Consider the following 25,734-nt stretch of genomic DNA (forward strand, 5'->3'; position numbering starts at 1 on the left):
GGGTTACTCCATCGCGCCCAGTAAAGGCTCGCGCCGGTTCTGGGGCTTGGCAAAAATAACCTGCACATCGCCGATAACGCGCTCGGCAAAACCGCCTTCGCAATAGGCAAAATAAAAGTCCCACAGGCGGATAAAGGTATCGTCATAACCCAGGGCTTTGATTTTTTCCTGGTTGTGCAGGAAGCGTTCGCGCCAGGCCGCTAATGTACGGGCGTAGTGCGGGGTAATGTCTTCCAGATGGATCATTTTCATATCGCTGGCACGGGCAAACGACTGGCTGATGGCGGTCACGCAGGGAATAAAGCTGCCGGGGAAAATATAACGCTTAATAAAATCCACTTCGGTTTTGGCCTGCTCGTAACGCTGGTCATCAATGGTAATGGCCTGCAACAGGGCAATGCCATCGTCTTTTAATAAACGGCTGATGGTGGCGGTGTAGGTGTCCAGAAACTGGTGGCCAACGGCTTCGATCATTTCAATGGAAACCAGTTTGTCGTACTGGCCTTCCAGCAGACGGTAATCTTGTTTCAACAGGGTAATTTTATCCTGCAGGCCTTCTTCTTTAACCCGGCGTTCGGCCCAGGCGTACTGCTCTTCGGAAATGGTGGTGGTGGTCACCCGGCAGCCATAATATTTGGCCGCATGAATGGCCATGCTGCCCCAGCCGGTACCAATTTCCAGCAGATGGTCGTCGGCATGCAGGCGCAGTTTCTGGCAGATGCGATCCAGTTTGTACAGGGAGGCTTCTTCCATGCTGGCGGAGGCCGACGGAAAAATACCACTGGAATACATCATGGTGGGGTCGAGAAATAATTCGAACATATCGTTACCCAGGTCGTAATGGGCGGCGATATTGCGGCGCGAGCCTTTTTCGGTGTTGCGGTTCAGGTAGTGGAACCCCTGCAAAAACAGTTTGCCGATATTGGCCAGACCACCATCAATGTTATCAACCACATCTTTGTTGCGCGCCAGTACGCGGATCAGCAACGGTAAATCCGGGCTGCTCCAGTCACCGGTCATATAGGATTCACCGGCGCCCACACTGCCGCTGAGGGCGATGTTGCGATAGGCCTCGCTGTCGTGAATAACGATGCGGGCGGTAAAGCTGGTGGCATCGGTCTGACCAAATGCCTGTACTTCATTGCCTTCCTGCACCTGTACACAGCCAGTGTGCAGTTTTTCCAGCGTGCGGAATAAAGCGGAACGGCAGATTTTATCCAGCCAATGCATGGCCGGCAGGGTTGCGCTGATGGTTTTCATTGCTGGTGCTCCTTGCCCGGTCGGGCGGGGACGGAAATTTTGTTATGGGTTGAGTAAGGCCGGTGCGGACTGGCATGGCCTGGGTGGTCATAAAACGGCGAACGTTTCAGCCACAATTTCAGAGCATTCCAGTAAATGCCCCAGACAACTTTGAACGTCATAAAGGGGTATTGCCACAACACGCGGGTCATATTGGCGCGGGTAAAAGGCAGGCGGTCTAATACCAGGGTGGCGTCGAAATCTTTGCGGTTATTTTCGTTCTGGTTCAGCGTATCCATGTGTATCCGCAGCTGCTCTGCGGGTTGCTGAATAACCCAGTGATAATTCATGGCCAGCGGATTAAAGGGCGACACATGAAAGTGTTTGCTGAAGGCGTATTCGTAAGCCTTGCCGGCAGCCAGCTGCAGCGTGCGCTGCGGCCTTACCGCGGGTGCCGGCAGCGGCTGACCGGTATGGCTGCTTAAGGTGTAATGAAAACGTTCATCCCAGGGGGTGTTGGTAATTTCCGCCAGAATACCGGCCAGTGAACCATCGGCGCGGTAGCCATAATAAAAACTGACCGGGTTTACCACATAACCGAAATAGCGCAGGTTGGTGAGCAGTTCTACCCGCACCACGGTTTCTTCTAATTCTGCCGCAAAGGCGTTAACCACTGCCTGTTTTAACTGCGCCGCCGTTTCCTGCTGCGCCTGCTGGCCGGCAAAATAATCACTGCGGCGGAATTGCGCCCAGGACAACCAGCCCGGGCGACTGCGCCACAGCGGATGCAACTGCATAACCGCATCGGTTTCATCCAGATCGAGCAGCACCATATACACCCGGTATTGCAGAGTGTTCTGTACCGGCGCAAAACGGCGGTGCCGTAACGTGCCGGTATAGAGAGCGCTGTGGCGGATGGTCACAGCGCGACTCCCAGCGCTTCAGTAACCCGCAGGGCGCTGCGCACACCGTCTTCATGGAAACCGTTAAACCAGTAAGCGCCACAGAAATGACTGCGGTTGTGGCCGCTGATATCGCCATGACGCTGCTGCGCTGCCACGCCTTCCAGGGTAAAGACCGGATGGGCGTAGTTAAAACGACGGATGACTTTGCTGTCGTCAATATCCATGGATTTATTCAGGGTGACGCAGAAATCCACCGGTGCGTCGTCAAAGTTCTGCAGACGGTTCATGTAATAGGTGACCGCGACCGTGTCCTGAGCTTTATTGCCGATGTGGTAATTCCAGCTAGCCCAGGCTTTTTTGCGTTGCGGTAAGATCGAGCTGTCGGTATGCAGAACCACGTCGTTATCCTGATACGGAATAGCCCCCAGAATGGCCTGCTCAGCCGTTGTTGGGTGCGCCAGCATGGCCAGTGCCTGATCGCTGTGGCAGGCAAAAATGACCTGGCTGTACTGTTCGGCGCCGCGGGCGGAATACAGCGTGACATGGTCGGCGCTGCGTTCAACCCGGTTAACAGCGGTGTTCAGATAAATCTGGCTGATGGGCAGATCTTGCTGCATACGTTCCACATAAGAGCGGGAACCACGGCTGACCACCCGCCATTGCGGCCGGTCGTCCACACTCAGCATGCCGTGGTTATTAAAAAACTGCAGAAAGAAATACAGCGGAAAATCCATCATCATGGCTTCGCTGGCTGACCAGATGGCCGCGCCCATGGGAATAATGTAGTAGCGGCGGAAATAATCGCTGTAATTTTTACGATCCAGATAATGGCTCAGTGTTTCCGCCGGGTTAACGGTGCCGGCAGCCAGTTCCGCGCGGGTTTCTTTGTTAAAGCGCAGAATGTCGCGGATCATCCACAAAAAGCGTGGATTAAAAATATTGCTGCGTTTGGCAAACAGGCTGTCCAGCGTGTGGCCGTTGTATTCCATGCCGGTTTGTTCGCACTTCACACTGAAGCTCATATCAGACGCTTCGGTGGCCACACCCAGGCGTTCCATTAATTTAATGAAATTCGGATAGGTCCAGTCGTTGTACACAATAAAACCGGTATTAACCGGGTAGATTTTACCGCCGGCTTCAACGTCGGTAGTTTGGGTATGGCCACCCAGATAATCCCCGGCTTCATACAGATGAACATCATAACGGTCACGCAATAACCAGGCGCAGGTAAGGCCGGAAATGCCGGAACCGATAATGGCGATTTTTTCTTTCATCAGTGAGTGTCTCCGGAGGATGAGGTTGTATTGTTATTGCGCGCCATGGCGCGGGTGATGCGAAAACGCAAAGCGGCCGGCAGTGCGCCCAGCAGTTGCAGAATACGGGTAAAGCGTTTGGGAAAATGAATATCGAAAACCCGTTTTTCCAGCCCTTTGATAATGGCCAGGGCGGCATCCTCAGCCGTGATACGGCCGGGCATAGGGAAATCATTACGGTCGGTCAGCGGGGTTTGCACAAACCCGGGTGAAATAACCGATACATCCATGCCTTCGTGCCATAAATCAGCGCGCATGGCTTCCAGAAAATGCCGGGTAGCGGCCTTGCTGGCACCATAGGCCTGCGCCCGGGGCATGGCCAGCCAGGTGACGCTGCTGCTCATGCCGGCCAGATAGCCACGTTCACTCTGGCGCAACCAGGGCAGTGCCGCGGCAACGGTGTACACCAGCCCCATAAAGTTGGTGTCCATGACGCGGCGGAACAGGGCGGTATCAAACTGTTTTACATCCACGTATTCGCAGGTACCGGCGTTGGCAATTAAGGTATCGATACGGCCAAACTGATCGCCGATGTAATTCGCCACCTGCTGTAGTTGTTGCTCGTTGGTAATGTCCGCTGCCTGCACCGTCACATTGCTGTAACCATTGGCCAGCGCGCTCAGGGCGTCGGCGTTGCGGGCAGTAATAATCAGATGCTTGCAGCGGCTTTGCAGGGCCGGGATCAGGGCCGCACCAATACCGCTGGAGGCACCGGTCAGCCAGATAATCTGTTCATTGAGCGGCAGTATTTTCATTGCATACGCTCCTTCAGTTTGCGGATGGCCCAGCCCAACAACGGCAGGTGTTCATAGAGCATGGCACCGGCATCGAAAAAATCGCGCTGGGCGGTAATTAATCCGTCTTGCCAGTGCAGTTCACTGCAGCCTTCTACAGCAACCGGCTGGCCGCTTTTAATGCGCGGATGACGGAAGGTCATGGTCCAGCGCACATTGCTGATCTGGCCTTGTTGCAGGCTGTGGTGAAATTCAAACTGAATATCTTCCACATTGCTGTACAGCGCGCTGAAGTAATCGGTCAGGTTGGGCAGGCCCTGTACCTGATGAAAGGGATCCGTAAACTGAATGTGCGGGGCATAGCAGCTGCCCAGTAATTCATCGCAGACATTGCTGCGGTTCAGCGTATGGTACAGCTGCTGAAAGCCTTCGTTATTAACGCTGCTGGTCATGGTGATGGCTGCCTTGTTGTTGTGAACGGCCTTCTGTCAGTACATGAGCAGGAACCGGATTCAGTTCCCGCACAATGCCGACCCAGCTCATTAATTTCAGAATCAGCCAGGTAATATCCAGCTCCCACCAGTAAAAGCCCTGGCGACAGGAAACGGCCCAGCGGTGATGATTGTTGTGCCAGCCTTCGCCCAGCGTCAGTAACGCCAGGAAGGGGTTGTTACGGCTTTCATCGTTGGTGTTAAAGCGTTTGCTGCCCCAGATATGGCCCAGTGAGTTAATGGTGACGGTGGCATGAAACAGCATGACGGTGGAAATAAAGAACCCCCAGATCACCAGCTGCACACCACTGGTATCTAACTGCGGCTGATAATGCGCCAGCAATTCGCCACCGGCGTATAACAATGCCACCAACAAGGCCGGGGCAAAGGCATCGTAACGGTCCAGCCAGCGCAGCTCCGGAAATTTGGCAAAGTCTTTAATGCGGTGCAGCTGGGTGCGGAAGGAGGCATCACAGGTAAACCAGCCGGCGTGGCTCCACCAGAACCCGCGTTGCACCGGTGAGTGTAAGTCCTGTTCGGTGTCGGCATGCTGATGATGGGCACGATGATGGGCGGCCCACCACAGTGGCCCGCGCTGGGTGGCCATATTGCCGAGCAGGGCAAAAATAAACTGCCAGAAGCGGTTGGTTTTATACGACCGGTGGGAAAAATAACGGTGATAAAACGCAGTAATGGCAAACAGGCGCAGCCAGAATAAACCTAAGCAAACCACAATGGCGGTGGTGCTGACGTCGATAAAGAAGGCGGCCAGACAGGCCAGGTGCAGGGCAATAAACGGTAATACCCGTACCCAGTTAAATTCGGTGCTGGTCATTTCTTCATCGGCACCGGCCCAGGAGTCAAACCAGCGCAGAATATTGCGCATAAAACTTGGTGCCGGGCGGGATTCGGGCGTGGCGTTTTTATTCATTACTGCTTTCTCCACTGTCGGCCATAACCGGCGACAGATTCAGACTGTTTTTAAACGCATTGAGGGCACGCTGACGGGCAAACTTATGCTCGACGATGACTGGTGGATAGTGACACTGACGGCGCTGAAAAGAATCAGGCTCATGACGATTCTTTGCTGTTATAGGCAACAGTTCCGGCACATAGCGGCCAATAAATTCCCCTTGCGGGTCAAATTTCTGCGATTGGCTGGTCGGGTTGAAAATACGGAAGTAGGGAGCACCGTCGGCACCGGTGGAGGCACTCCACTGCCAGCCGCCATTGTTGGATGCCAGATCGGCATCCATAAGCCAATAATTAAAAAACGCTTCGCCTTTACGCCAGTCAATCAGCAGGTGTTTGGTTAAAAACATGGCACTGATCATGCGCAGGCGGTTGTGCATCCAGCCCTGCTCGCGCAGCTGGCGTTGCGCGGCATCGATAATGGGGTAGCCGGTACGGCCTTCGCACCAGGCGGCAAAGTCTTCTGCGTGTTCCCGCCAGGGCACCGCTTCGGTTTCCGGGCGGAAGGCTTTGTGCTTGCACAGGTCGGGAAAGGCCACCAATAAATGCCGGTAAAATTCCCGCCATACCAGTTCGTTAATCCAGCTGTCGATACCGGGCTTGCCGCCGGTTTGCAGGCCGTCGTTGAGCAGCAATGCCGTGTGCAGGCACTGGCGTGGCGACAATAAACCGATGGCCAGATAAGGGGATAGCCGGCTGGTGGCATCCAGCGCCGGGAAATCCCGTTGCGTCTGATAGCGGCTCATCTGTTCGGCAGCAAAATTCTGCAGGCACTGGTGGGCGTGTTCTTCATCGGCCGGCCACAGCGGATCGGGCTCGGCGGTTAAGGGCGCCGGCTGTACCAGGGCGGCGGCCAGTTGTTGCAGTTCAGGCTGCGGTGACCGTGCTTGCGGGCGTGGCAGCGGAGCCTGATAAAAAGCCTCGCTGCGGTTAAACCACGCGCGTTTAAACGGGGTAAATACCTTAAAGGGCTGGCCTTGCTGGGTCAGCACTTCGCCGGGCGGGATAACGCACTGGTCATGAAACTTATGCACTTCCACCTGTTGGCGGCGGCACCAGCGGGAAAATTCAATATCACGATGACGTTCGTTGACTTCGTATTCGATATTAAAGGACACCGAGCGGATATCCAGCTGCACAATAAGACGTTGCAGACTGTTCAGGCTGCCGGCAAAGGTGCCGGCCGGAATAATCAGCAACGGAATATTCAGGGCCTGTAATTCCTGCTGCAGCGCCAGCATGGCGTTGCGCATAAAGGCGATGCGGCGTGGGCCAAGGCCATGCTTTTGCCATTGCTGCGGGCAGTCATAAACCACGGCAATAACCGGCTCAGAGGGTTGGCTGCAGGCATGCCAGAGGGCCGGGTTATCGGCACAGCGCAGGTCGTTGCGGAACCATACCAGTCGGGTCATTGTTGCTCTCCGTAGCGTTGGCCACCAGATTGTTGCTGGTAACAGACCGGTACTTCCTGCATCCGGCTGTGGTTCTGGTTGATGTATTGACGTACCTGCTGCGATAACAGCGCGGGCATAATTTCGATCTGATTATTGCTGCTAACGTCACAAGGCACGGTACCAGAAAGACAATGCGGAAACTGCTGTTGCCATAAATATTCCTGCCACTGTTGTTGTTGCGCTGCCGGCAGTGGATGAAAGTGAATCCATACCTGCTGGGCGGCAATGACTTCACGGGCCAGCATCAGTTCAGCCGGCTGCAGGTTAGCAGCAAAATATTCCACCCGTATTTCAGCGGCGCCCAGGGCACAGGCACAAGCCAGGGTATCCAGCTCGGCTTGTTTGTGGGTGGTGGCCAGTAATAATACCGGGCCACGGTTGTGACGTTGTTGCTGGGCGGCGACACAGGCCAGTTTGCGTTTCAGCAGGGCTTCAAAACATTTCAGCACCAGCGCCTGTTCGGTGCCGCTGCGTAATTGCTGCATTACCGGTTGCAGACAGCGTTCGTAATACACCGCCAGCGGATAAGTGGCGAAGCCCTGGTTCCATAATTCATCCAGCCGCTGACTGTGCAGGTGGCGCGCTGCCTGCAGAATCTGCTGCTGCAGTTGCGGCCAGTCATCGTCATTTTGCGGGTCGGGTTGCTGGGCTTCCTGCAATAACATCCGCACCTGACGGATCGGGTAGCCCTGATCCAGCCAGTACAGAATATGGCGCACGTGTTCCAGATGCTGCCCGGTGTAATAACGGTGCCCTTTGGCGGTACGTTCCGGGGCAATAATGCCGTAACGCCGTTCCCAGGCGCGCAGGGTAACCGGGTTAACCCCGGTCAGGCGGGCAAATTCACGGATGGGGTAAGTGTTATTCATACCGAATTCCGTAAGCCCAGTGCATGCGGGTGCGGGTTCAGATACACCTGCTCGACGGCGTAATGCAGTAATTCCTGATGCCGGCCCAGATGATGTTTCAGCAGCGTCAGCGGCACAATTAACGGCACAATGCCGGTGCGGTACTGGTGAATTAATTCGGTTAATTCGGCTTTGTCGTCGGCTGACAGCAGATTCTTCAAATAACCCTGCAGGTGCATCAGGGTGTTGCTGTGCATTTTCCGGGTCGCCGGATTAGTTAAGGCGGTCATTAATTGCAGAAAATATTCATCGGCAATGGCGTGCAGATCCTGGCCGCGTAAATTCGCCAGCAGCTGCCCCATGGATTTGTAGTGTGCCTGGCTGTGCGCCATCACCAGATACTTATAGCGGGAATGAAAGGCAATCAGATCTTTCGCGCTAAAGTCGCTGGTGCGGAATTGTTGCCAGTCGTAATAGGCGAATACCCGCATCATAAAATTCTCGCGTAGGCCGGCGTCGTTTAAACGACCGGCTTCTTCAACCGGCAATAACGGATTGGCGCGGGTAACGGCATCGGCATAAATACCCCGGGCAGTTCCCTCCGGGTGCCCATTGGCCAGATAACGTTTAACCCCGAACAAACCACAGCTGGGGCTTTTCTGCATAAAAATATAACCGCACAGCTGGGTTTGCTGCTGCGCCTGAGCATTGCCGTAGGCGGCTAAGGCATCGGTCACATCAATACTGCTGTCGACGGTCCCGAGCGCCCGCACCTCGGTATCGGCCGGGGTCTGACTGACCAGGCGGATCGGCTCGCGCGGCGTGCCCATGCCGATGGCGACTTCCGGGCACAGCGACACAAAATCGAAATACTGACTGAGGGTGTCGGTACAGAAGTGCGAACGCTTGTGCGAACCGTTGTAACGGACTTCATGGCCCATCAGACAAGCACTGATACCCACCGGGATGCGGGGAAGGGGTGTACTGCTGTGCAGAGAATGTGATTGCGGTGCCATTTGTACAACCTGTGTATCAGTTGGTGTATAGGTTATTGTGGCGCGCAAAAGTTCTACAAGTCAACAGACTTTGTACAAAAATTTGGGGTTTTGTATAAGGCTAAGTGAGCCAGCCCTGCCGGGCTGGTACGGCCGCCGCTGCCGCGGCTGGCCTATTGCGGGCTACGCCCGCGGGTATTGCAAGGGGAGGTATCCCCTTGCGAACCCCTCTGGCCCGCGTCCCAGCTGGTTCCTCGTTTACCAAACCCAATTGAGCATACGCGGCCAAGGGGCATCCATGCCCCTGGCCACTCGTTTGGAGTCATCCAAACGATGCTATTGGCTTTGCCAAACTTCGGGCTGGAACGAATGGGCCGAAACAACCGCAGCAACCTGAAAGTGTTTTAGCGGCCTGCGGCCGGATGTTGGCTTTTGGTTTTGCGCGCACAGCGCGCCATATTCAATATTGCCGGCGAAGCCGCTGCGGTTTGAATCGCGCCTATAGCACGCCGAAATGAACCGGCATTGACAGGCCCGCCCGGATGGACCGGGCGAGGATCGTGGCGCACGACGCGCCTTACGATCCGTGGCCGTCGGCAATGACGGTGAATGAGGAAGCACGTGCTATACAGCGCAAAAGCAGGGGCGTGGGGATAAGATCCCCACATCCGGGGAGCAGGGGCGGAGCCCCGCATCAGCTGACACGCAGTGGCAGCTTAAACAGCGGCTGTAAGCCGCAAAAAGCCGTCAGCGGCTGAGCTGCCTGACCACCACCTGGCGGATGGCTGCCGCCACCTCCGGCTCCAGCCCGACCGGGCTGTGCAACTCGATGCTCACCACCAGGCCGGCAGCCAGTAACTCCGCCTGCAGGGCTTCCAGCATGGCCGGTACGCCTTTGCGTAAATGCCGGCCAGCGGCAAAAAACAACGGCAACACGTCGATATGGCGGTAGCCTTCCTGCACCAGCCAGCGGATCTGCTGGCACAGTTCCGGTTCGGCCAGTTCCATATAGGCCAGTTCCACCCGGGCATGGTTTTCCTGCAGTCCGCTGCGGATTTGCTGCAGCAGCTGGCCGAAGGGTTCCAGCCAGTGTGGGTCACTGCTGCCGTGGGCGAGGAGCACCGAGGCGCGGGTAAGGTTGGTCATAGCAGATCCCATGGCGTCAAAGTGGTTAAGAGTATTAGTTCAGGGTGGTCAGCAGGCTGGTGGCGGCGCGCCGGCCACTCAGCCACGCACCTTCCAGGCTGGGGCTGTGGCACCAGTCACCACAGACGGCCAGATTATGCTGCAGGTCGGTTAAGGCGCCCAGTGTAAGAGCTTTGGCCGGAATTGCGTAGAGCCAGCGGTGCAGCCACAGGTTGGCGGCCACGCGCAGGTCGGCACCACTGAGGTCGGTAAAGGCTTCCAGCAGCTGTTGCTGCACCTGTTCGCGCGGGCTGTCAGCATGCTGGCGGCTCCAGTCGTGGCCGGCCTGAATCACCCAGGCTTCGCCGGCGTCGCGGCCGGGTTTGCTGTTGTTGCGGGCGATAAAGCCCAGTGGCCCTTCTTTTACAAAGACCATATCCGGCAGGTTCAGCCGCTGCGGCAGGGTCAGCAGTAATGTCCAGCAGGGCAGCATATCCACCTGTTCGCACTGTTGCTGCAGGCCGGGGCTTGAAGCCAGCAGCGGGGCGGCCTGTTGCGGCGGGGTGTTAATAATCAGCCCGGCGAACGGGCCGAAGTCGCGTTCGTCGTCGCTGCGCAGATGCCAGCCATCGGCCTGGTTGGCGGCGCTGATAATACGGGTGCTGTCGATAAACGGGTGGGCGCTGCTCAGTAGTTGGCGGCTGAGGCCGGTCATGCGCGGCATTCCCACAAAACGTTCGATATTGTCTCCGGTAGGCCGCAGCTGACCTTGCCGCCATTCGTGCGGCTCAGCTTGCCAGCGGGCAATCCAGCCCCTTTGTTGCCAGGTCTGCAGTTGACCCGCAAATTCAGGGCTGTGAGCACGCATAAACTGTGCCCCCATATCCCAGCTGGCATCGCCGACTTTCTTGGTGGCCATGCGGCCACCTGAGCCGCGACTCTTATCGAATAACGTGATCTGGTGTCCCGCAGCTGCTAGCACGTGCAGGGCACTCAGCCCGGCCATGCCGGCGCCGATGATCGCAATCTCCGCCATAAAAAAATTCTCTGCCTGAAAAAAGTTGTACAACTTTCGCCATTGTACATAAAATTGTTGTGATGTATAAGTATTGTATAGATAACGGCAAGTCAGACTTGCCTGTTTGTTGTTGTGTACAACCAGCCGCTGCGCGGCTTATTTAACCGAGGAACTTTCCATGAGCTATCAGGCACCGCTGCGCGAAATGCAATTCGTTCTGTACGAACTGCTGAAAGGTGATGAAATTCTGCCTTCTCTGCCCGGCTTTGAAGACGCCACCCGTGAGATTATGGATGCCATGCTCACCGAGGGCGCCAAACTGGCCCAGAACGTGATTGCCCCCACCAACGTACCCGGCGACCGTGAAGGCTGTGTGTATGATCCGGTGGCCAAAACCGTAAAAACCCCGACCGGTTTTAAAGAAGCCTATCAGCAGTTTGCTGAAGCTGGCTGGACAGCGCTGTCGGCGCCGGTGGAATACGGTGGTCAGGGCCTGCCGCACACGCTGAATACTCTGGCCGAAGAAATGATGTGCTCGGCCAACCTGTCGCTGGGCATGTATCCGGGTCTGACCCATGGCGCCGTCAATGCGCTGACCAGCTACGGTACCGATGAGCAGAAAAACTACTACCTGCCGAAACTGATCAGCGGTGAATGGACCGGTACCATGTGTCTGACTGAGCCGCAGTGTGGTACTGACCTGGCGCTGATCCGCACCAAGGCGGAACCGCAGGCGGATGGTACTTATGCCATTACCGGCACCAAAATCTGGATCACCGGTGGTGAACACGATCTGGTAGATAACATTGTGCATCTGGTGCTGGCCAAACTGCCGGACGCGCCGGGTGGTTCCAAAGGTATTTCCCTGTTTCTGGTGCCGAAAGTGCTGCCGGACGGTAGCCGTAACACCGCCTTCTGTGGTGGTCTGGAACACAAAATGGGTATCAAAGGTTCCGCCACCTGTGTGATGAACTTTGAAGGCGCCAAGGGCACGTTAATTGGTGAGCCGCACAAAGGTCTGCAGGCCATGTTCGTAATGATGAACAGTGCCCGTCTGATGGTGGGAACCCAGGGGCTTGGTTTGGGCGAAATTGCTTATCAGGTATCGCTGGGCTTTGCCAAAGAGCGTCTGCAGAGCCGTTCGCTGAATGGCCCGCAGGCGCCGGATAAACCGGCTGACCCGATTATCGTGCACCCGGATGTCCGCCGTATGCTGCTGCGCCAGAAAGCCACCATCGAAGGGGCGCGCGCCATGGCGTACTTTGCAGCGCTGAATCTGGATATTGCCCATAAAGCGGAAGATGCTGACACCCGTGAGCGGGCGGACGATATGGTGCAGCTGCTGACGCCGGTGGTGAAAGCCTTCCTCACTGACGAAGGTTTTTTCTGCGCCAATGACGGTCTGCAGCTGATGGGCGGTTCTGGTTTTACTCAGGACTGGCCGCTGGAGCAGTACGTCCGTGATGCCCGCATCACCCGTATTTATGAAGGCACCAACGGCATTCAGGCGCTGGATCTGGTGGGACGGAAAATGGGTCTGAACGGTGGCCGTTCGGTGAAACGCTTCTTCGGCATGCTGGAAAGCTACCTGAAGGACAACGCCGATGCGCCTTTTGCTGCGCATGTAAAAGATGCGCTGGCTAAACTGCAGAAAGCGACCCTGTGGCTGATGCAGAACGGCATGGCCGATCGTGAGCAGGCCGGTGCGGCAGCAACGCCTTACCTGCGTTTGTTTGCCCTCACCACCGTGGCTTACTTCTGGAGCCGTATGGCGCAGATCGCTCAGCAGCAGCTGGCGGCCGGTACCAGCGAAACGGAGTACTATGATGCCAAGGTGAAAACCGCGCAGTTCTACATGGAAAAAATTCTGCCGCAGGTAAATGGTCTGCTGACAGACATTGAAGCGGGTAAAGACAGCCTGATGCAGCTTAGCGTCAGCCAGTTCTGAGCCGTTTAACCAAAAGCGTCGCCAGCCGGCGGCAGGAGTGATGGTATGAGTGATGCGATCCTGATTACCGGAGGAACCGGGTTCATTGGCCAGATGCTGGTTGATCGCTGGCTGGCCGCTGGCCATCGCATTACCGTGCTGTCACGCCGGTCGGCCTGGGTGGCGCAACGTTGGCTGGGGCGGGTGCAGGCGGTCAGCAGTTTTGATGAGCTGTCAGGCCGGTTTGATGTGGTGGTTAATCTGGCCGGTGAGGGCATTGCCGACCGCCGCTGGAGTGCTGCCCGCAAACAAGCCTTGCGCCACAGTCGTATTGATCTGACTCACAATCTGGTTGCCTGGGCCAGCCGTACCGGCCAGCGCTTCCGCGCTGTGCTCAGCGGTTCCGCCATCGGTTACTACGGCAGTTTTGCCGGACTGGATGCTTACCCGCTGCACGAACAGGACAGTGCCGGACAGGATTTTGCCGCGCGTTTGTGTGCCGACTGGGAAGACGCTGCGCAACCGCTGGCGGCCTTAAGTGAGCGCTTGCTTGTCTTGCGCACCGGTGTGGTGCTGGGCCAACAGGGCGGTATGCTCAAGCGCCTGCGCCTGCCGTTTTCACTGGGGCTGGGTGGGGTAATCGGTGATGGTGAACAGGTTTTGTCCTGGATTCATGCCGATGACTACTGTAACGCAGTCGATTTTCTGCTGCAGTCCGATATAACCGGGCCGGTCAACATGACGGCTCCGCATCCGGCTAGCAATCGTGACTTTACTCATACGCTGGCACAAACGCTGCGTCGTCCGGCGCTGGCACCGTTGCCCGCCTTTGCCGCTAAGCTGTTGTTCGGTGAAATGAGTGATTTGTTGCTAAAGGGACAGCGGGTGCTGCCGTTACAGTTGCAGGAGCAGGGGTTTGAGTTTGCCTATCCGCAATTGGCGCCGGCGTTACAGCAGCTGTTCAGCCGCTGATTTTTTGACGCAGAGTTGCTACTGTGCCGATTTTTCAGGGGCTTCAGTCGTTGGCATTTCTGACTGAAAAATGACAATGCTGCCTTATGTGTAGCATTCTGTTATTGCTTGTTGCGCTCGTCTTATTCCCGGTCTACACCTATCCCTATTCAGGCCATTTGCACACAGGTTTGCCTATTCATGAGCACCAGTCGCCAGACCCTTGACCAATACCTTTACGAGTTCGATCAGGGCTATGAAGTCAGCTACGTTAATTACAGCCGCGCCAGCGAGCTGGCCGATGCCCAGCTGATTATGACGCTGGAACGGGGTTGTGAGCGCAAAACCTTTGCCTTTACTCAGCCGCAATTCTGCGATGTGGATAAAAACCTGGTCGCCAGTCACGGGGTTTATATTGCCTCGCTGAAAAGTTCGCCGTTGTCTCCGGTGCGGGTGGAAGTGGGCGATGTTGAAGGCGGTTTTGCTTACTTCACGGCCCGTACGGTACGCAACATTACTCCCACGGCCTGATTCTCAAATCCAACCCGGCAATTTAACCCCGATGGGATATTTCCAGCGCCTTCAGTGGCGCTGATTCTGTCTGTTCTTTCATGCTATTGTCCGGCCCTGATCCGGAGCCTGTGCATGAAATTTCCTCTTATTAATCTGTCTTTGTTGTTACTGCTGGCGTTACCCGTACGTGCCGATGTGCTGGTGGCGGTGGCGTCTAATTTTACCGCGCCGGCGCAGGCCATTGCTGCCGCTTTTGAGCAACAGACAGGGCAGCGGGTACGGCTGGCCTTTGGCGCTTCCGGCAAACTGACCGCCCAGATTGTACAGGGCGCTCCTTTTGAGATTTTCTTATCGGCTGACCAGGCCAAGCCTGAATTATTGGTCGCACAGGGGCAGGCCGTTGCTGCCAGTCGTTTTACTTACGCCATGGGCAAACTGGTGTTGTGGACGGTGCAGGACGGTGTCGAACCCTATCAGCAATTAACGCAAAACTATTCAGCCAGGCTGGCGCTGGCCGACCCGCGTCTGGCGCCTTACGGCGTGGCCGCTCAGCAAACGCTCAGTTCTTTGAACTTGCTGGAATCTACACGCCGCCAATGGGTGATGGGTGAGAATATTTCCCAGACCTGGCAATTTGTCGCCACTGGTAATGCGCCGCTGGGGTTGGTGGCCTTGTCGCAGGTGATGGAAAACGGCCAGATCGTGCGCGGCAGTGGCTGGGTAGTACCACAGGCATTGTATCAGCCGATTCATCAGGATGCGGTCTTGCTGAAAAAAGGCGCACAGAATCCGGCGGCGCAGGCTTTTCTGCGGTATTTGCAGCAGCCGCAAGCGCAAGCCATTATGCAGCGCTTTGGTTATGGCATTGAATAAAGGAACGCTCATTTGGATTGGTTGCTGAGTGCCGATGACTGGCAGGCCATTGGCTTAACGCTGAGGCTGGCGGCATTGGTCACGCTGTTATTGTTGCTGCTCGGTACGCCGCTGGCCTGGTGGCTGGCGCGCACGCGTTCTGTTTTTCGTGGCCCGGTGTCGGCGCTGGTGGCATTGCCGCTGGTGCTGCCACCGACCGTCCTTGGTTTTTATTTATTACTTGCCATGGGGCCCAATGGGCCACTGGGTGCGGTTACTCAGGCGCTGGGCATTGGCTTATTACCCTTTACCTTTTCCGGCCTGGTAGTGGCTTCGCTGCTGTATTCGCTGCCCTTTGTGGTGCAACCCATTCAGAACGCCATCGAGGCCATGGGCGAGCGCCCACTGGAAGCCGCTGCCACACTCGGCGCCGGGCCACTGGACCGCTTTTTTACCGTGGTGTTGCCGCAGGCTAAGCCGGGCATCTTAACCGCTGCGGTATTGGGCTTTGCGCATACCATCGGCGAGTTCGGGGTGGTGCTTATGATGGGCGGCAATATTCCCGGCGAAACCCGCCTGATTGCGGTGCAGATATACAACCATGTGGAGGCGCTGGATTACGCCAGTGCGCACCGGTTATCGCTGCTGATGCTGACCTTTTCTTTTGTGGTGTTGTTGCTGATGTACAGCCTGAACCGTCATAGCCGGCTTAATTTCTCGGTGGGGCGGCGATGAGTCAGTACTTACAGATTCAGCTCGATGGTCATTTAGGCGATTTTCACCTGCAGCTGCAAACCCGCTTACCGGCGACGGGGGTGACGGCTGTTTTCGGACCGTCCGGGTGTGGCAAAAGCACCTTATTACGCAGCATTGCCGGCCTGAATCACATGGGAACCGTGCAGTTTGGCGACCAGATGTGGAGTGATCAGCGCACCTTCGTGCCACCGGAGCGCCGGCCGCTGGCCATGGTGTTTCAGGATGCTGGTCTGCTCTCCCATCTGACCGTGCAGGGCAATCTGGATTACGGTCTGAAGCGGGCAGCACGGCGCGGCTTAACGCCCATGAATGCCCAGCAATGCCATGACGTCTTAGCCTTGCTGGACGTATTGCCGTTACTGAAGCGGTCGGTACAGGCGCTGTCGGGTGGCGAGCGACAGCGGGTGGCATTGGCGCGAGCCCTGATCATTAACCCACCTTTGCTGATGCTGGACGAGCCATTGTCGGCACTGGATACGCGGCGTAAACAGGAGGTTTTGCCTTACTTGCGCCGTATCCGGGAGGTGTATCAGGGCTGTCTGTTGTACGTCAGTCATGCTCTGGATGAAGTCATTGCGCTGGCCGATCAGCTGCTGGTTCTGGATAACGGCCGTTTGCAGGCACAGGGGAGTTTGGCGGAGGTGCTGCCGGTACTGAATCTGGGCGATGACACCAGCAGCGTGCTGAATGGACAGGTAGTGGACGTCGCGGCGGATGGACTGGCAAAACTGCAGGTCGCCGAGGGCGTTGCCTTTTGGTTGCCGGCCACCGGGGTTACGCAGGGTGACCACTGTCGCCTGCGCGTATTGGCCCGCGACGTCAGTATCAGTCTCAGCCGTGCGACCGACAGCAGCATTCTCAATATTGTGCCGGCCCGCATTCAGTTACTCACCGATACCGGCAGCGCCTGTCGGGTGCAGTTACAGCTGAACGGTGGGCAGATATTACTGGCGCAACTCACCCATCGTTCAGCAGCCCAACTGCAATTGCAGCCGGGCATGGATGTATGGGCACAGGTGAAGTCCGTTGCGCTGAGTCAGTAAAAACCATCGGCACGGTCTTATTCCGGCCACAGCTCTGGCTGCTGTATTCCAGCTCGTTTACTCTCTGTGCATTCTTTTTTCAGACAGAGAGTGGTTATGGTTGATCAGGTGTTTGTGATTGCCGCTTACGGCATCAATATTGTGCTGGGGTTACTGGCGCTGGTGTTTCTGGGGTTGCTGCTGTGGGTAGTGGTGGCGTACCGGGTGGATGTGCGGCAAACCCGCCATACCGTGCGGCGAAATTTTCCGGTGCTGGGGCGCTTTCGCTATTCGCTGGAACATCTGGGCGAATTTTTCCGCCAGTATTTTTTTGCCATGGACCGCGAAGAAATGCCCTTCAACCGCGCTGAGCGCACCTGGGTGTACCGGGCGGCAAAAAAACTGAACACCACCATCGCCTTTGGCTCTACCCGCCGGCTGGATATTCCCGGCACCATTTTGTTTGTGAACAGCCCTTTTCCGGCGCTGGAGCAGGACGCAGTGCCACCCCAGCCCGTCACCTTCGGCGAATACTGCCGTTCCCCTTACACCACGTCGGCGTTAATTAATATTTCCGGCATGAGCTATGGCGCGCTGTCAAAGCCGGCGGTACAGGCGTTGTCGAAAGGCGCGGCCATGGCCGGCTGCTGGATGAATACCGGCGAAGGTGGTTTGTCGCCTTATCATCTGGAAGGCGGCTGTGACCTGGTGCTGCAGATTGGTACGGCGAAGTACGGCGTGCGCAATGAATTCGGCGAGCTGGATGAACAGCGCCTGCACGAAATCGCCGGCCATGAGCAGGTGCGCATGATTGAAATTAAACTCAGCCAGGGCGCCAAGCCGGGTAAGGGCGGTATTTTGCCTGGCGGTAAGGTGACGCCGGATATCGCTGCTATTCGTATGATTCCGGTCGGAGAAGACTCCATCAGCCCCAATGGCCACCCGGAAATTCGCTCGGTAGAGGATTTGCTGGATATGGTGGCCAGGGTGCGCGCGGTTACGGGTAAGCCAACGGGCTTTAAAACTGTACTGGGCGGGGTGGAGTGGATTCAGGACTTATGTCGGGCCATTCAGGCCCGGGGGCCGGAAAGTGCCCCCGATTTTATTACCCTCGATGGCGCTGAGGGCGGTACCGGAGCGGCGCCGCAGGCGTTAATGGACTATATGGGCCTGCCGCTGACGCTGGCGTTGCCGATGCTGGTAGATGTGCTGGACGAATACAGCCTGCGTCCGCGCATTCGTGTCATTGCTTCCGGCAAACTGATTACCCCGGACCGGGTGGCCTGGGCTTTGTGTGCTGGCGCCGATATGGCGGTGACGGCGCGGGGCTTTATGTTTGCGCTGGGCTGTATTCAGGCGCTGCAGTGCAATAAGAACACCTGTCCGACCGGCATCACCACCCACAATCCACAGCTGCAACGTGGGCTGGTGGAGGCCGACAAAGCCCAACGGGTGGCTAATTTTGTTCAGACCATGGTGCAGGAAGTGGGGGTGATTGCGCATTCCTGTGGTGTGCATGAGCCACGCAAGCTGGGGCGCCAGCATGCCCGTATCGTGCAGCCGGATGGGGAGGCGCCGTTGTTGTCGCAACGCTATGGCTGACGCCGGAGTAATCGGTAGAAAGTCTTATATGCATTTCCTGAATTATGAGAATAATTACTGTGAATAGTATCCGGGCCGTAGTCATTGTGGCCCGTTTTGATGTATTCATAGGATAAGGTGGTTCTGAATAGATCGGTCAGGATTATTGCCGGCACGGATTTATTCAGAGCGACCTTGGCTATACTCATCCTCAAACACACAGGAATCAGGAAGCTCTGCAATGGAAGAAAAAACGCATTCTCAGGGTGCCGGTTTTGCACAGGACCCGGACCCGCAGGAAACCAAAGAATGGCTGGATGCCATTCACTCTGTTATCCGCGCCGAAGGTATTGAGCGCGCCCATTTTCTGATTGAACGCATTGCTGAACGCGCCACCCGTGATGGCTTGCCGCTGCCCTATGCGCTCAACACGCCCTATCGCAATACCATTTCCCCGGAAAACGAAGCGCCGATGCCGGGCGACCTGTTTATGGAACGCCGCATCCGCTCGTTAATCCGCTGGAATGCGCTGGTGATGGTGCTGCGCGCCAATAAAGACGGCGCCGGTGATCTGGGTGGCCATATTTCCAGTTTTGCCTCCAGCGCCACTCTGTACGACGTGGGTTTTAACCATTTTTTCCGCGCTCCGGATGCTAACCGGGAAGAGTCCCCGCTTGGTGATCTGATTTATTATCAGGGCCATATTTCCCCGGGTATTTACGCCCGTTCTTTCCTGGAAGGCCGCTTTGAAGAAGCCGATTTGGAACGTTTCCGCCGTGAAGCGCTGGCGCCGGGATTATCGTCTTACCCGCACCCAAAATTAATGCCGGATTACTGGCAGTTCCCCACCGTTTCTATGGGCCTTGGCCCGCTGCAGGCCATTTATCAGGCGCATTTTATGCGCTATTTATCGGCTCGCGGGCTGGTGCCGCGTAAAGGCCGCAAGGTGTGGGCTTTCCTCGGTGATGGTGAATGTGATGAGCCGGAATCTCTGGGCGCCATTGGTCTGGCTGGCCGCGAAAAACTGGAAAACCTGATCTTTGTGGTGAACTGTAACCTGCAGCGCCTGGATGGTCCGGTGCGTGGTAACAGCAAAATTATTCAGGAGCTGGAAGGCCAGTTCCGCGGTGCCGGCTGGAACGTTATTAAAGTGGTGTGGGGCCGGCATTGGGACCCGCTGCTCGCCAAAGACCGCAGCGGTATGCTGCAGCGGCGTATGGATGAAACCGTGGATGGCGATTATCAGAATTACAAAGCCAAGGGCGGTAAATACACCCGTGAACACTTTTTTGAAGTGTATCCCGAGCTGAAAGAGCTGATTAAAGACCTGAGCGATGAGGATATTTTCCGTCTGAACCGCGGTGGCCACGATCCGTACAAGGTGTATGCGGCTTACCACGCAGCGATGAATCACAAAGGTCAGCCCACCGTTATTCTGGCGCATACCATCAAAGGCTATGGCATGGGTGCCGAGGCCGAAGGCCAGAACCAGGCCCACCAGGTGAAAAAACTGGATCTGGACAGCGTGCGAAAATTCCGCGACCACTTCGATATTCCGGTGCGCGACGAAGACTTACCGCATCTGCCGTTCTACCGGCCGTCGAAAGACAGCCCGGAACTCACCTATATGCGCAAGCAGCGGGAAAAACTGGGTGGTTATTTACCGCAGCGTAATGAGCAGTGGGGTGCCTTAACCGCACCAGAACTGGATTTCTTTAAAACCCAGCTGGAAGGCACCGGGGAGCGGGAAATTTCCACCACCATGGCCTTTGTGCGCATTATGTCGCAACTGCTGAAAGACAAAATTATGGGCGACCGTGTGGTACCCATTGTGCCGGACGAAGCCCGTACCTTTGGTATGGAAGGCCTGTTCAAACAAATCGGCATTTATTCTTCGGAAGGGCAGCAGTACGAACCGGTCGATCAGGGCCAGTTGCTGGTGTACCGCGAAGATAAAAAAGGCCGAATTCTCGAAGAAGGCATTAACGAAGCCGGTGCCTTTGCCGCCTGGATGGCTGCTGCGAGTTCTTACAGCACCAACGGCCTGGCGATGATTCCGTTCTACATTTATTACTCCATGTTCGGTTTCCAGCGGGTTGGCGATTTAGCCTGGGCTGCTGGTGATATGCAGTGTCAGGGTTTCCTGATTGGCGCCACCTCCGGCCGTACCACTCTGAACGGTGAAGGCCTGCAGCATCAGGATGGCCACAGCCATATTCTGGCCTCTACCATCCCCAACTGCGTCAGCTATGACCCGACCTATGCCTACGAAATGGCAGTGATTGTTCAGGACGGTCTGAAGCGCATGTACGAGAAGAAAGAAAAAGTCTTCTACTACATCACCAGTCTGAACGAAAACTACCCGCACCCGGCTATGCCGGAAGGCGTGGAAGAAGGCATCCGGCGCGGTATTTACCGGCTGAAGAAATCCACCGTCAAAGCGAAAAAAGCCGCTCCGGTGCAGCTGCTGGGCAGTGGTTCCATTCTGCGGCAGGTCGAGCAGGCCGCCGCTTGGCTGGAACAACAGGGCGTCGCCGCTGATGTCTGGAGTGTTACATCGTTCAACGAGCTGCGCCGCGATGGTCTGGCCTGTGAGCGTACCGATTACCTCACCGCCGGTGAGCAACAGCCGCTGCCTTATGTGACCCGGCAGCTGCAGGATTCTCAGGGCCCGATCATTGCCGCCACCGACCATATGAAGGCTTTTGCGGAACAGATCCGCCCCTTTATTCCGGCCGGCCGGCGTTACAAAACCCTGGGTACCGACGGCTTCGGCCGCAGCGATACCCGCGAAAGTCTGCGGCGCTTCTTTGAAGTGGATTGGCAACACGTTGCCTGGGCGGCGGGGGTGGAGCTGGCCAAAGCCGGTCAGCTGACCCCGCAACAACTGCAACAATGGCGCACCGAACTGAACATCGATGCCGCCAAACCCGATCCGCTGTATAGCTGAGGAGCTGCCCATGACAACATTGAAAATTCCGGATCTGGGTGGGTCCAGCCAGGTCGAGGTGATTGAACTGATGGTGCAGGCCGGTGAACAGGTCAGCGCCGATCAGGGCGTACTGGTACTGGAAACCGATAAAGCGACCATGGAAATCCCGGCTGAACAGGCCGGGGTGATTACCAAACTGCTGGTGAAGGTTGGCGATAAAGTCAGCACCGGCGATGCCTTTGCCGAGCTGGATGCCAGTGCAGCGGCCGCAAAACCGGCAGAAGAAAAACCGGCAGAAGAAAAACCGGCAGAAGAAAAGCCGGCGGCTGCGCCGGCCGGAAAAACCGCAGCAGAAACAACGCCGGTGACAACCCCGGCTGCCCCCGCCACTGCACAACCTGTGTCGTCAGCATCCGCTCCGGCGGCTGCAGACATGGCCAGCGCGAGCAGCGATGACAGCGTTCACGCCGGCCCGGCGGTGCGCAAACTGGCGCGCGAGCTGGGGGCTGATCTGGCGCAGATTAAGGGCAGCGGTAACCGCGGACGGATTCAGAAAGAAGATGTCCATGCCTTTGTAAAACAGCGTATGCAGAGTGGCGCTGCCAGCGGTGGTTCCGGCGTGCCGGCCGTGCCGGAAGTTGATTTCAGCCAGTTCGGACCGGTTCATACGCAACCGCTGAACAATGTTAAACGGGCTACCGCCCGCGCTATGACCATTGCTAACCTCAACGTGCCACAGGTCACCCAGTTTGATCAGGCCGATATTACCGACCTGGAAGCCTACCGGGTGCAGCAGAATGCGCGCTATGCGAAACAGGGGATTAAGTTCTCACTGGTGCCTTTTGTGCTGAAGGCACTGGCGCATTGTCTGCGTGAATTTCCTACCTTCAACGCATCGCTCAATCGCAACGGTGAAGAGCTGATTCTGAAAGACTATGTACACATCGGTGTGGCGGTGGATACACCGAAAGGCCTGTTGGTACCGGTATTGCGCGATGTGGATAAGAAGACGGTTACAGAAATTACACAGGAGTTGCAGGAAAAAGCGGTACTGGCGCGGGAAGGTAAGCTACCCTTAGCTCAGATGCAGGGCGGGTGTTGCAGCCTGTCCAGCCTGGGGGGAATCGGTGGTACCGCTTTTACCCCCATCGTAAATCCACCGGAAGTGGCTATTCTGGGCCTGTCGAAGGCCACGATGCAGCCTGTGTGGGATGGCCAGAGTTTTGTACCGAGGCTGATGTTGCCGTTGTCGCTGTCTTACGATCACCGGGTGATCGATGGCGCTGAAGCGGCGCGCTTCAGCCAGCGGTTGGTGGCCTGCCTGCAGGATCTGCGGGAAATTATAATGTAGCCCGGGGTGAAAGCCCTGCCCGGCCTCATGTTGCCGGGCAGGCAGCCGATACCCCTTATAACAAGCATAATATCGGGGTTGGGAGTTTATGCTCAAAGCAGTAATGTGGCCGGCAATCCGGTTCATGGGTCAGTTGAATTACGCCGCCAAGTTCGGCCTGATCAGCTTCCTTTTCATGGTGCCGTTAATGGTACTCAGCGGTCAGGTGTTCCTGGCGGCGTCTGATTCTCTGGAAAAAACCAAAGAAGAGCTGAGTGGTCTGCAAGCCACCCGTCAGCTGTTCGCCTTTGCCCATCAGCTGGAATTGTTCCGCAACCTGGGGGCCGTTGCGACGCACAAAAGCGATGCCGACCTGCAACAGCAGGTCGCGCCGATGATGACGGCGCTGACTGAGCAGTTGTCACAGCTCAAGTCGTCGGCCGCCAGCGCCGAGTTGCAACAACTGATTGCCGATTGGGAAAGCCGTTTTGCCAGCCGGCTGCAAATCAGTGGCGAACACCGTCAGCCAACCCTGAATGACCAATACCGTTATTACCAGATGGCCATTGATGAGGTGTATCTGCTGATTCGTCAGTACACTCAGGAAACCGGCGTGGCGCTGGATTCTGACCGGGATATTCAGCGTTTGGTGAATATTCTGATGTCCATGCAGACCCTGCATAAAACTTTTGGTATTGGTCACAGCTCCGGTGTGTTCGCCTTTATTGAGCAATATCTGCAGTCCACCACCTATGACATGGTGAACGGTGTTTACGACCAGTTGGTAACGGCTGAGCCGGACGTTCAGCTGGTGGTAAGCAATGCTGAAATTATCGGCGATGCGGCTCTGGTCGCCTCGACCCGTGAGGCGGAACAAAACCTGGTGGCCCTGCGCAATAAAATCGATGAGGACATCATTGCCTCGGCACAGGTAGAAGGCAGCTGGCAGGAATTTGATGCCTATTTTATGCAGCAGCTGGACGCCTTACTGGCGGTAGAAAATCAGGTGTTTCCGTTAATTGAATATCGCCTTACTCAACGCCTGAATGAACAACAGAACCGTATTACGTTACTGGCCACGGTGTTGCTGGTGGCGCTGACCATTATTGTGTATCTGTACCTCGCCTTTTTTATGTCCATTCGTTACACCATTAAGCGTTTTTCAGCGACCGCCCGCGATATTGCCCGGGGCGACCTGACCCAGGAAATCCGCTTTAATGGCCGTGATGAAATGGGCCAGCTGCGTGATGCCTTTAACGAAATGATCACCAATATCCGCGCCACCTTAAGTGCGGTGAAAGACAGTTCAGAATCGGTCAGCAGCAACGTTAATGAAGTAGAAAGCATTGCTAACCGCAGTCGTAAAGCGGTGCAGGATCAGCTGGAACAAACCAATCAGGTGTCCAGCATTATCCGTAATGTGGCAGAACATGCCGGCAGTGTTACCCGTCTGGCCGAAGAAGCTGAACAGGCGGCTCACACCGGCCATGAAAAATCGGATGAAGCGGCGCGGGTGATTACCAACGTGATGGGCGAAATTGGTCGTTTATCCAATGAGATGTCCAACTCCATGGAAGCGGTTAACCGGTTGGCGGAAAACTCATCCAGCATCAGCAGTATTCTGGCCACGATTAAAGGTATTGCCGAACAAACCAACCTGCTGGCGCTTAACGCTGCGATTGAAGCAGCCCGGGCCGGTGAACAGGGGCGTGGTTTTGCGGTGGTTGCGGATGAAGTACGTACACTGGCCAGCCGTACCCAAAAATCGGCCAGTGAAATTGAAGGGCTGATCAGTGATGTGCAGAAGAATATCGTCAGTGCGGTGGAAACCATGGAAGTAAACCGCTCGATGGTGGAAAAAACCGTGGCCAACTCTGGTCAGGTGAATACCACACTGCATGAAATTCAGACCAGTATGGGCGATATTCAGCATAAAACCGCCGATATTGTTACCACCGCCAACGAACAGCGCCGCAATGCCATGGATCTGGAAAATAACCTGGAAGTTATCCGTGAAAATGGCCAACAGACTTCGGCTAACGCCGAAGGAACGGTGCAGGCGGTACGTCAGACGCAGGCCATTACCGATGCGCTGTCACAGCGGGTAGCCGCCTTTAAGGTGCATTAATGTATTGTTAATGCCGCCGTCGCGCAGACAAAAAAGCCACGCAATTGCGTGGCTTTTTTGTGGCTGCAATAGCAGAAAAAATTACTGCTTATGCCGGCTTTGCCACAGCACCTCAGTGCCACCATCACGGCGTGCCAGCACCCGCGCCAGCACAAATAACAGATCCGATAAACGGTTCAGATATTTCAGGCCGGTTTCATGTACGGCTTCCTGCTGCAGCAGTGCCACATAGGTACGCTCAGCACGACGGGCAACGGCACGGGCCATGTGGCAGTGCGCAGCCGCAACGCTGCCACCGGGCAGAATAAAATCTTTCAGCGGCGGCAGGCTTTCGTTCCAGTGCACTAGATGCTGCTCCAGCTCGCTGAGCATGACTTCATTCAGCAAGGTGTAACCCGGCATCGCCATTTCCCCGCCCAGATCAAACAAATCGTGCTGTACCTGGCTTAATAAGGGTTGCAGCTCATCCTGTCCGGTCAGGCTGGCGCGCAGCACCCCCACCCAGGAATTCAGCTCGTCAATATCGCCCAGAGTGGCAATGCGCAGGCAGCTTTTACTGACCCGGGAACCGTCGCCCAGACCGGTTTCACCGCGGTCGCCGGTTTTGGTGGAAATTTTGGAAAGACGGTTGCCCATACAGTTTATTCC

The 25,734-nt window shown here is 56.2% G+C and carries 22 protein-coding genes; 10 read left to right on the plus strand and 12 right to left on the minus strand.

Annotated features, from left to right (window positions below):
* Nucleotides 1-3 precede the first annotated feature (3 nt).
* The 11 genes from GJQ55_RS02910 to GJQ55_RS02960 form a co-directional block, all read right to left on the minus strand.
* Nucleotides 4-1,260, minus strand: a complete 1,257-nt coding sequence (locus GJQ55_RS02910; RefSeq protein WP_228346017.1) for an SAM-dependent methyltransferase — start codon at nt 1,258-1,260, stop codon at nt 4-6.
* Nucleotides 1,257-2,162, minus strand: a complete 906-nt coding sequence (locus GJQ55_RS02915; protein WP_228346018.1) for a DUF1365 domain-containing protein — start codon at nt 2,160-2,162, stop codon at nt 1,257-1,259. Before GJQ55_RS02915 ends, GJQ55_RS02910 begins: the two co-directional genes overlap by 4 nt.
* Nucleotides 2,159-3,418, minus strand: a complete 1,260-nt coding sequence (locus tag GJQ55_RS02920; RefSeq protein ID WP_228346019.1) for an NAD(P)/FAD-dependent oxidoreductase — start codon at nt 3,416-3,418, stop codon at nt 2,159-2,161. The genes GJQ55_RS02915 and GJQ55_RS02920 overlap by 4 nt, the downstream gene beginning before the upstream one ends.
* A complete protein-coding gene (locus GJQ55_RS02925; protein WP_228346020.1) occupies nt 3,418-4,212 on the minus strand; it encodes an SDR family NAD(P)-dependent oxidoreductase in 795 nt (264 codons plus the stop codon). The genes GJQ55_RS02920 and GJQ55_RS02925 overlap by 1 nt, the downstream gene beginning before the upstream one ends.
* Nucleotides 4,209-4,643, minus strand: coding sequence for a nuclear transport factor 2 family protein (locus GJQ55_RS02930; RefSeq protein WP_228346021.1), 435 nt, complete (start codon nt 4,641-4,643; stop codon nt 4,209-4,211). Before GJQ55_RS02930 ends, GJQ55_RS02925 begins: the two co-directional genes overlap by 4 nt.
* Nucleotides 4,627-5,613: an acyl-CoA desaturase gene (locus GJQ55_RS02935; protein WP_228346022.1), complete on the minus strand. Its 987-nt coding sequence runs from the start codon at nt 5,611-5,613 to the stop codon at nt 4,627-4,629. The genes GJQ55_RS02930 and GJQ55_RS02935 overlap by 17 nt, the downstream gene beginning before the upstream one ends.
* The gene (gene phrB / locus GJQ55_RS02940; RefSeq protein WP_228346023.1) at nt 5,606-7,066 is read right to left on the minus strand and encodes a deoxyribodipyrimidine photo-lyase; all 1,461 of its coding nucleotides are present in this window, start codon (nt 7,064-7,066) and stop codon (nt 5,606-5,608) included. Before phrB ends, GJQ55_RS02935 begins: the two co-directional genes overlap by 8 nt.
* Entirely contained in the window at nt 7,063-7,977 is a 915-nt protein-coding gene (locus GJQ55_RS02945) for a MerR family transcriptional regulator (RefSeq protein WP_228346024.1), read from the minus strand. Before GJQ55_RS02945 ends, phrB begins: the two co-directional genes overlap by 4 nt.
* A complete protein-coding gene (locus tag GJQ55_RS02950; RefSeq protein WP_228346025.1) occupies nt 7,974-8,972 on the minus strand; it encodes a YbgA family protein in 999 nt (332 codons plus the stop codon). The genes GJQ55_RS02945 and GJQ55_RS02950 overlap by 4 nt, the downstream gene beginning before the upstream one ends.
* 726 nt (nt 8,973-9,698) lie before the next feature.
* Nucleotides 9,699-10,097: a sirohydrochlorin chelatase gene (locus GJQ55_RS02955; protein ID WP_228346026.1), complete on the minus strand. Its 399-nt coding sequence runs from the start codon at nt 10,095-10,097 to the stop codon at nt 9,699-9,701.
* A gap of 34 nt (nt 10,098-10,131) precedes the next feature.
* Entirely contained in the window at nt 10,132-11,112 is a 981-nt protein-coding gene (locus GJQ55_RS02960; RefSeq protein ID WP_228346027.1) for an NAD(P)/FAD-dependent oxidoreductase, read from the minus strand.
* Nucleotides 11,113-11,272: 160 nt separating this feature from the next.
* Between GJQ55_RS02960 and GJQ55_RS02965 the strand changes: the two genes are divergently transcribed.
* The 10 genes from GJQ55_RS02965 to GJQ55_RS03010 all read left to right on the plus strand — a co-directional run bounded on the left by GJQ55_RS02965 (nt 11,273) and on the right by GJQ55_RS03010 (nt 25,086).
* On the plus strand, nt 11,273-13,042 hold the full coding sequence (locus GJQ55_RS02965; RefSeq protein WP_228346028.1) for an acyl-CoA dehydrogenase C-terminal domain-containing protein: 1,770 nt from the start codon (nt 11,273-11,275) through the stop codon (nt 13,040-13,042).
* A gap of 45 nt (nt 13,043-13,087) precedes the next feature.
* A complete protein-coding gene (locus GJQ55_RS02970; RefSeq protein ID WP_228346029.1) occupies nt 13,088-13,993 on the plus strand; it encodes a TIGR01777 family oxidoreductase in 906 nt (301 codons plus the stop codon).
* A gap of 180 nt (nt 13,994-14,173) precedes the next feature.
* Complete coding sequence (locus GJQ55_RS02975; protein WP_228346030.1) at nt 14,174-14,503, plus strand: hypothetical protein; 330 nt, start codon at nt 14,174-14,176, stop codon at nt 14,501-14,503.
* A gap of 114 nt (nt 14,504-14,617) precedes the next feature.
* On the plus strand, nt 14,618-15,358 hold the full coding sequence (gene modA, locus GJQ55_RS02980; protein WP_228346031.1) for a molybdate ABC transporter substrate-binding protein: 741 nt from the start codon (nt 14,618-14,620) through the stop codon (nt 15,356-15,358).
* A 21-nt stretch (nt 15,359-15,379) separates the two neighbouring features.
* Nucleotides 15,380-16,072: a molybdate ABC transporter permease subunit gene (gene modB / locus GJQ55_RS02985; protein WP_228346744.1), complete on the plus strand. Its 693-nt coding sequence runs from the start codon at nt 15,380-15,382 to the stop codon at nt 16,070-16,072.
* On the plus strand, nt 16,069-17,136 hold the full coding sequence (modC, locus tag GJQ55_RS02990) for a molybdenum ABC transporter ATP-binding protein (RefSeq protein ID WP_228346032.1): 1,068 nt from the start codon (nt 16,069-16,071) through the stop codon (nt 17,134-17,136). The genes modB and modC overlap by 4 nt, the downstream gene beginning before the upstream one ends.
* Before the next feature lie 96 nt (nt 17,137-17,232).
* Entirely contained in the window at nt 17,233-18,717 is a 1,485-nt protein-coding gene (locus GJQ55_RS02995; protein ID WP_228346033.1) for an FMN-binding glutamate synthase family protein, read from the plus strand.
* Nucleotides 18,718-18,937: 220 nt separating this feature from the next.
* Complete coding sequence (gene aceE / locus GJQ55_RS03000) at nt 18,938-21,646, plus strand: pyruvate dehydrogenase (acetyl-transferring), homodimeric type (protein ID WP_228346034.1); 2,709 nt, start codon at nt 18,938-18,940, stop codon at nt 21,644-21,646.
* A 10-nt stretch (nt 21,647-21,656) separates the two neighbouring features.
* Nucleotides 21,657-22,979, plus strand: coding sequence for a dihydrolipoyllysine-residue acetyltransferase (gene aceF, locus GJQ55_RS03005; RefSeq protein ID WP_228346035.1), 1,323 nt, complete (start codon nt 21,657-21,659; stop codon nt 22,977-22,979).
* A gap of 124 nt (nt 22,980-23,103) precedes the next feature.
* Nucleotides 23,104-25,086 (plus strand): methyl-accepting chemotaxis protein, encoded by a 1,983-nt coding sequence (locus tag GJQ55_RS03010; protein WP_228346036.1) that lies wholly within the window; start codon nt 23,104-23,106, stop codon nt 25,084-25,086.
* Nucleotides 25,087-25,167: 81 nt separating this feature from the next.
* On the opposite strand, the gene GJQ55_RS03015 is transcribed toward GJQ55_RS03010, so the two are convergent.
* Nucleotides 25,168-25,722 carry a cob(I)yrinic acid a,c-diamide adenosyltransferase gene (locus GJQ55_RS03015; RefSeq protein ID WP_228346037.1) on the minus strand — a complete coding sequence of 185 codons (555 nt, stop codon included), beginning with the start codon at nt 25,720-25,722 and terminating at the stop codon, nt 25,168-25,170.
* Nucleotides 25,723-25,734 lie beyond the last annotated feature (12 nt).

It is taken from the genome of Venatoribacter cucullus (assembly GCF_016132445.1).
Classification (GTDB): Bacteria; Pseudomonadota; Gammaproteobacteria; order Pseudomonadales; family Oceanobacteraceae; genus Venatoribacter; species Venatoribacter cucullus.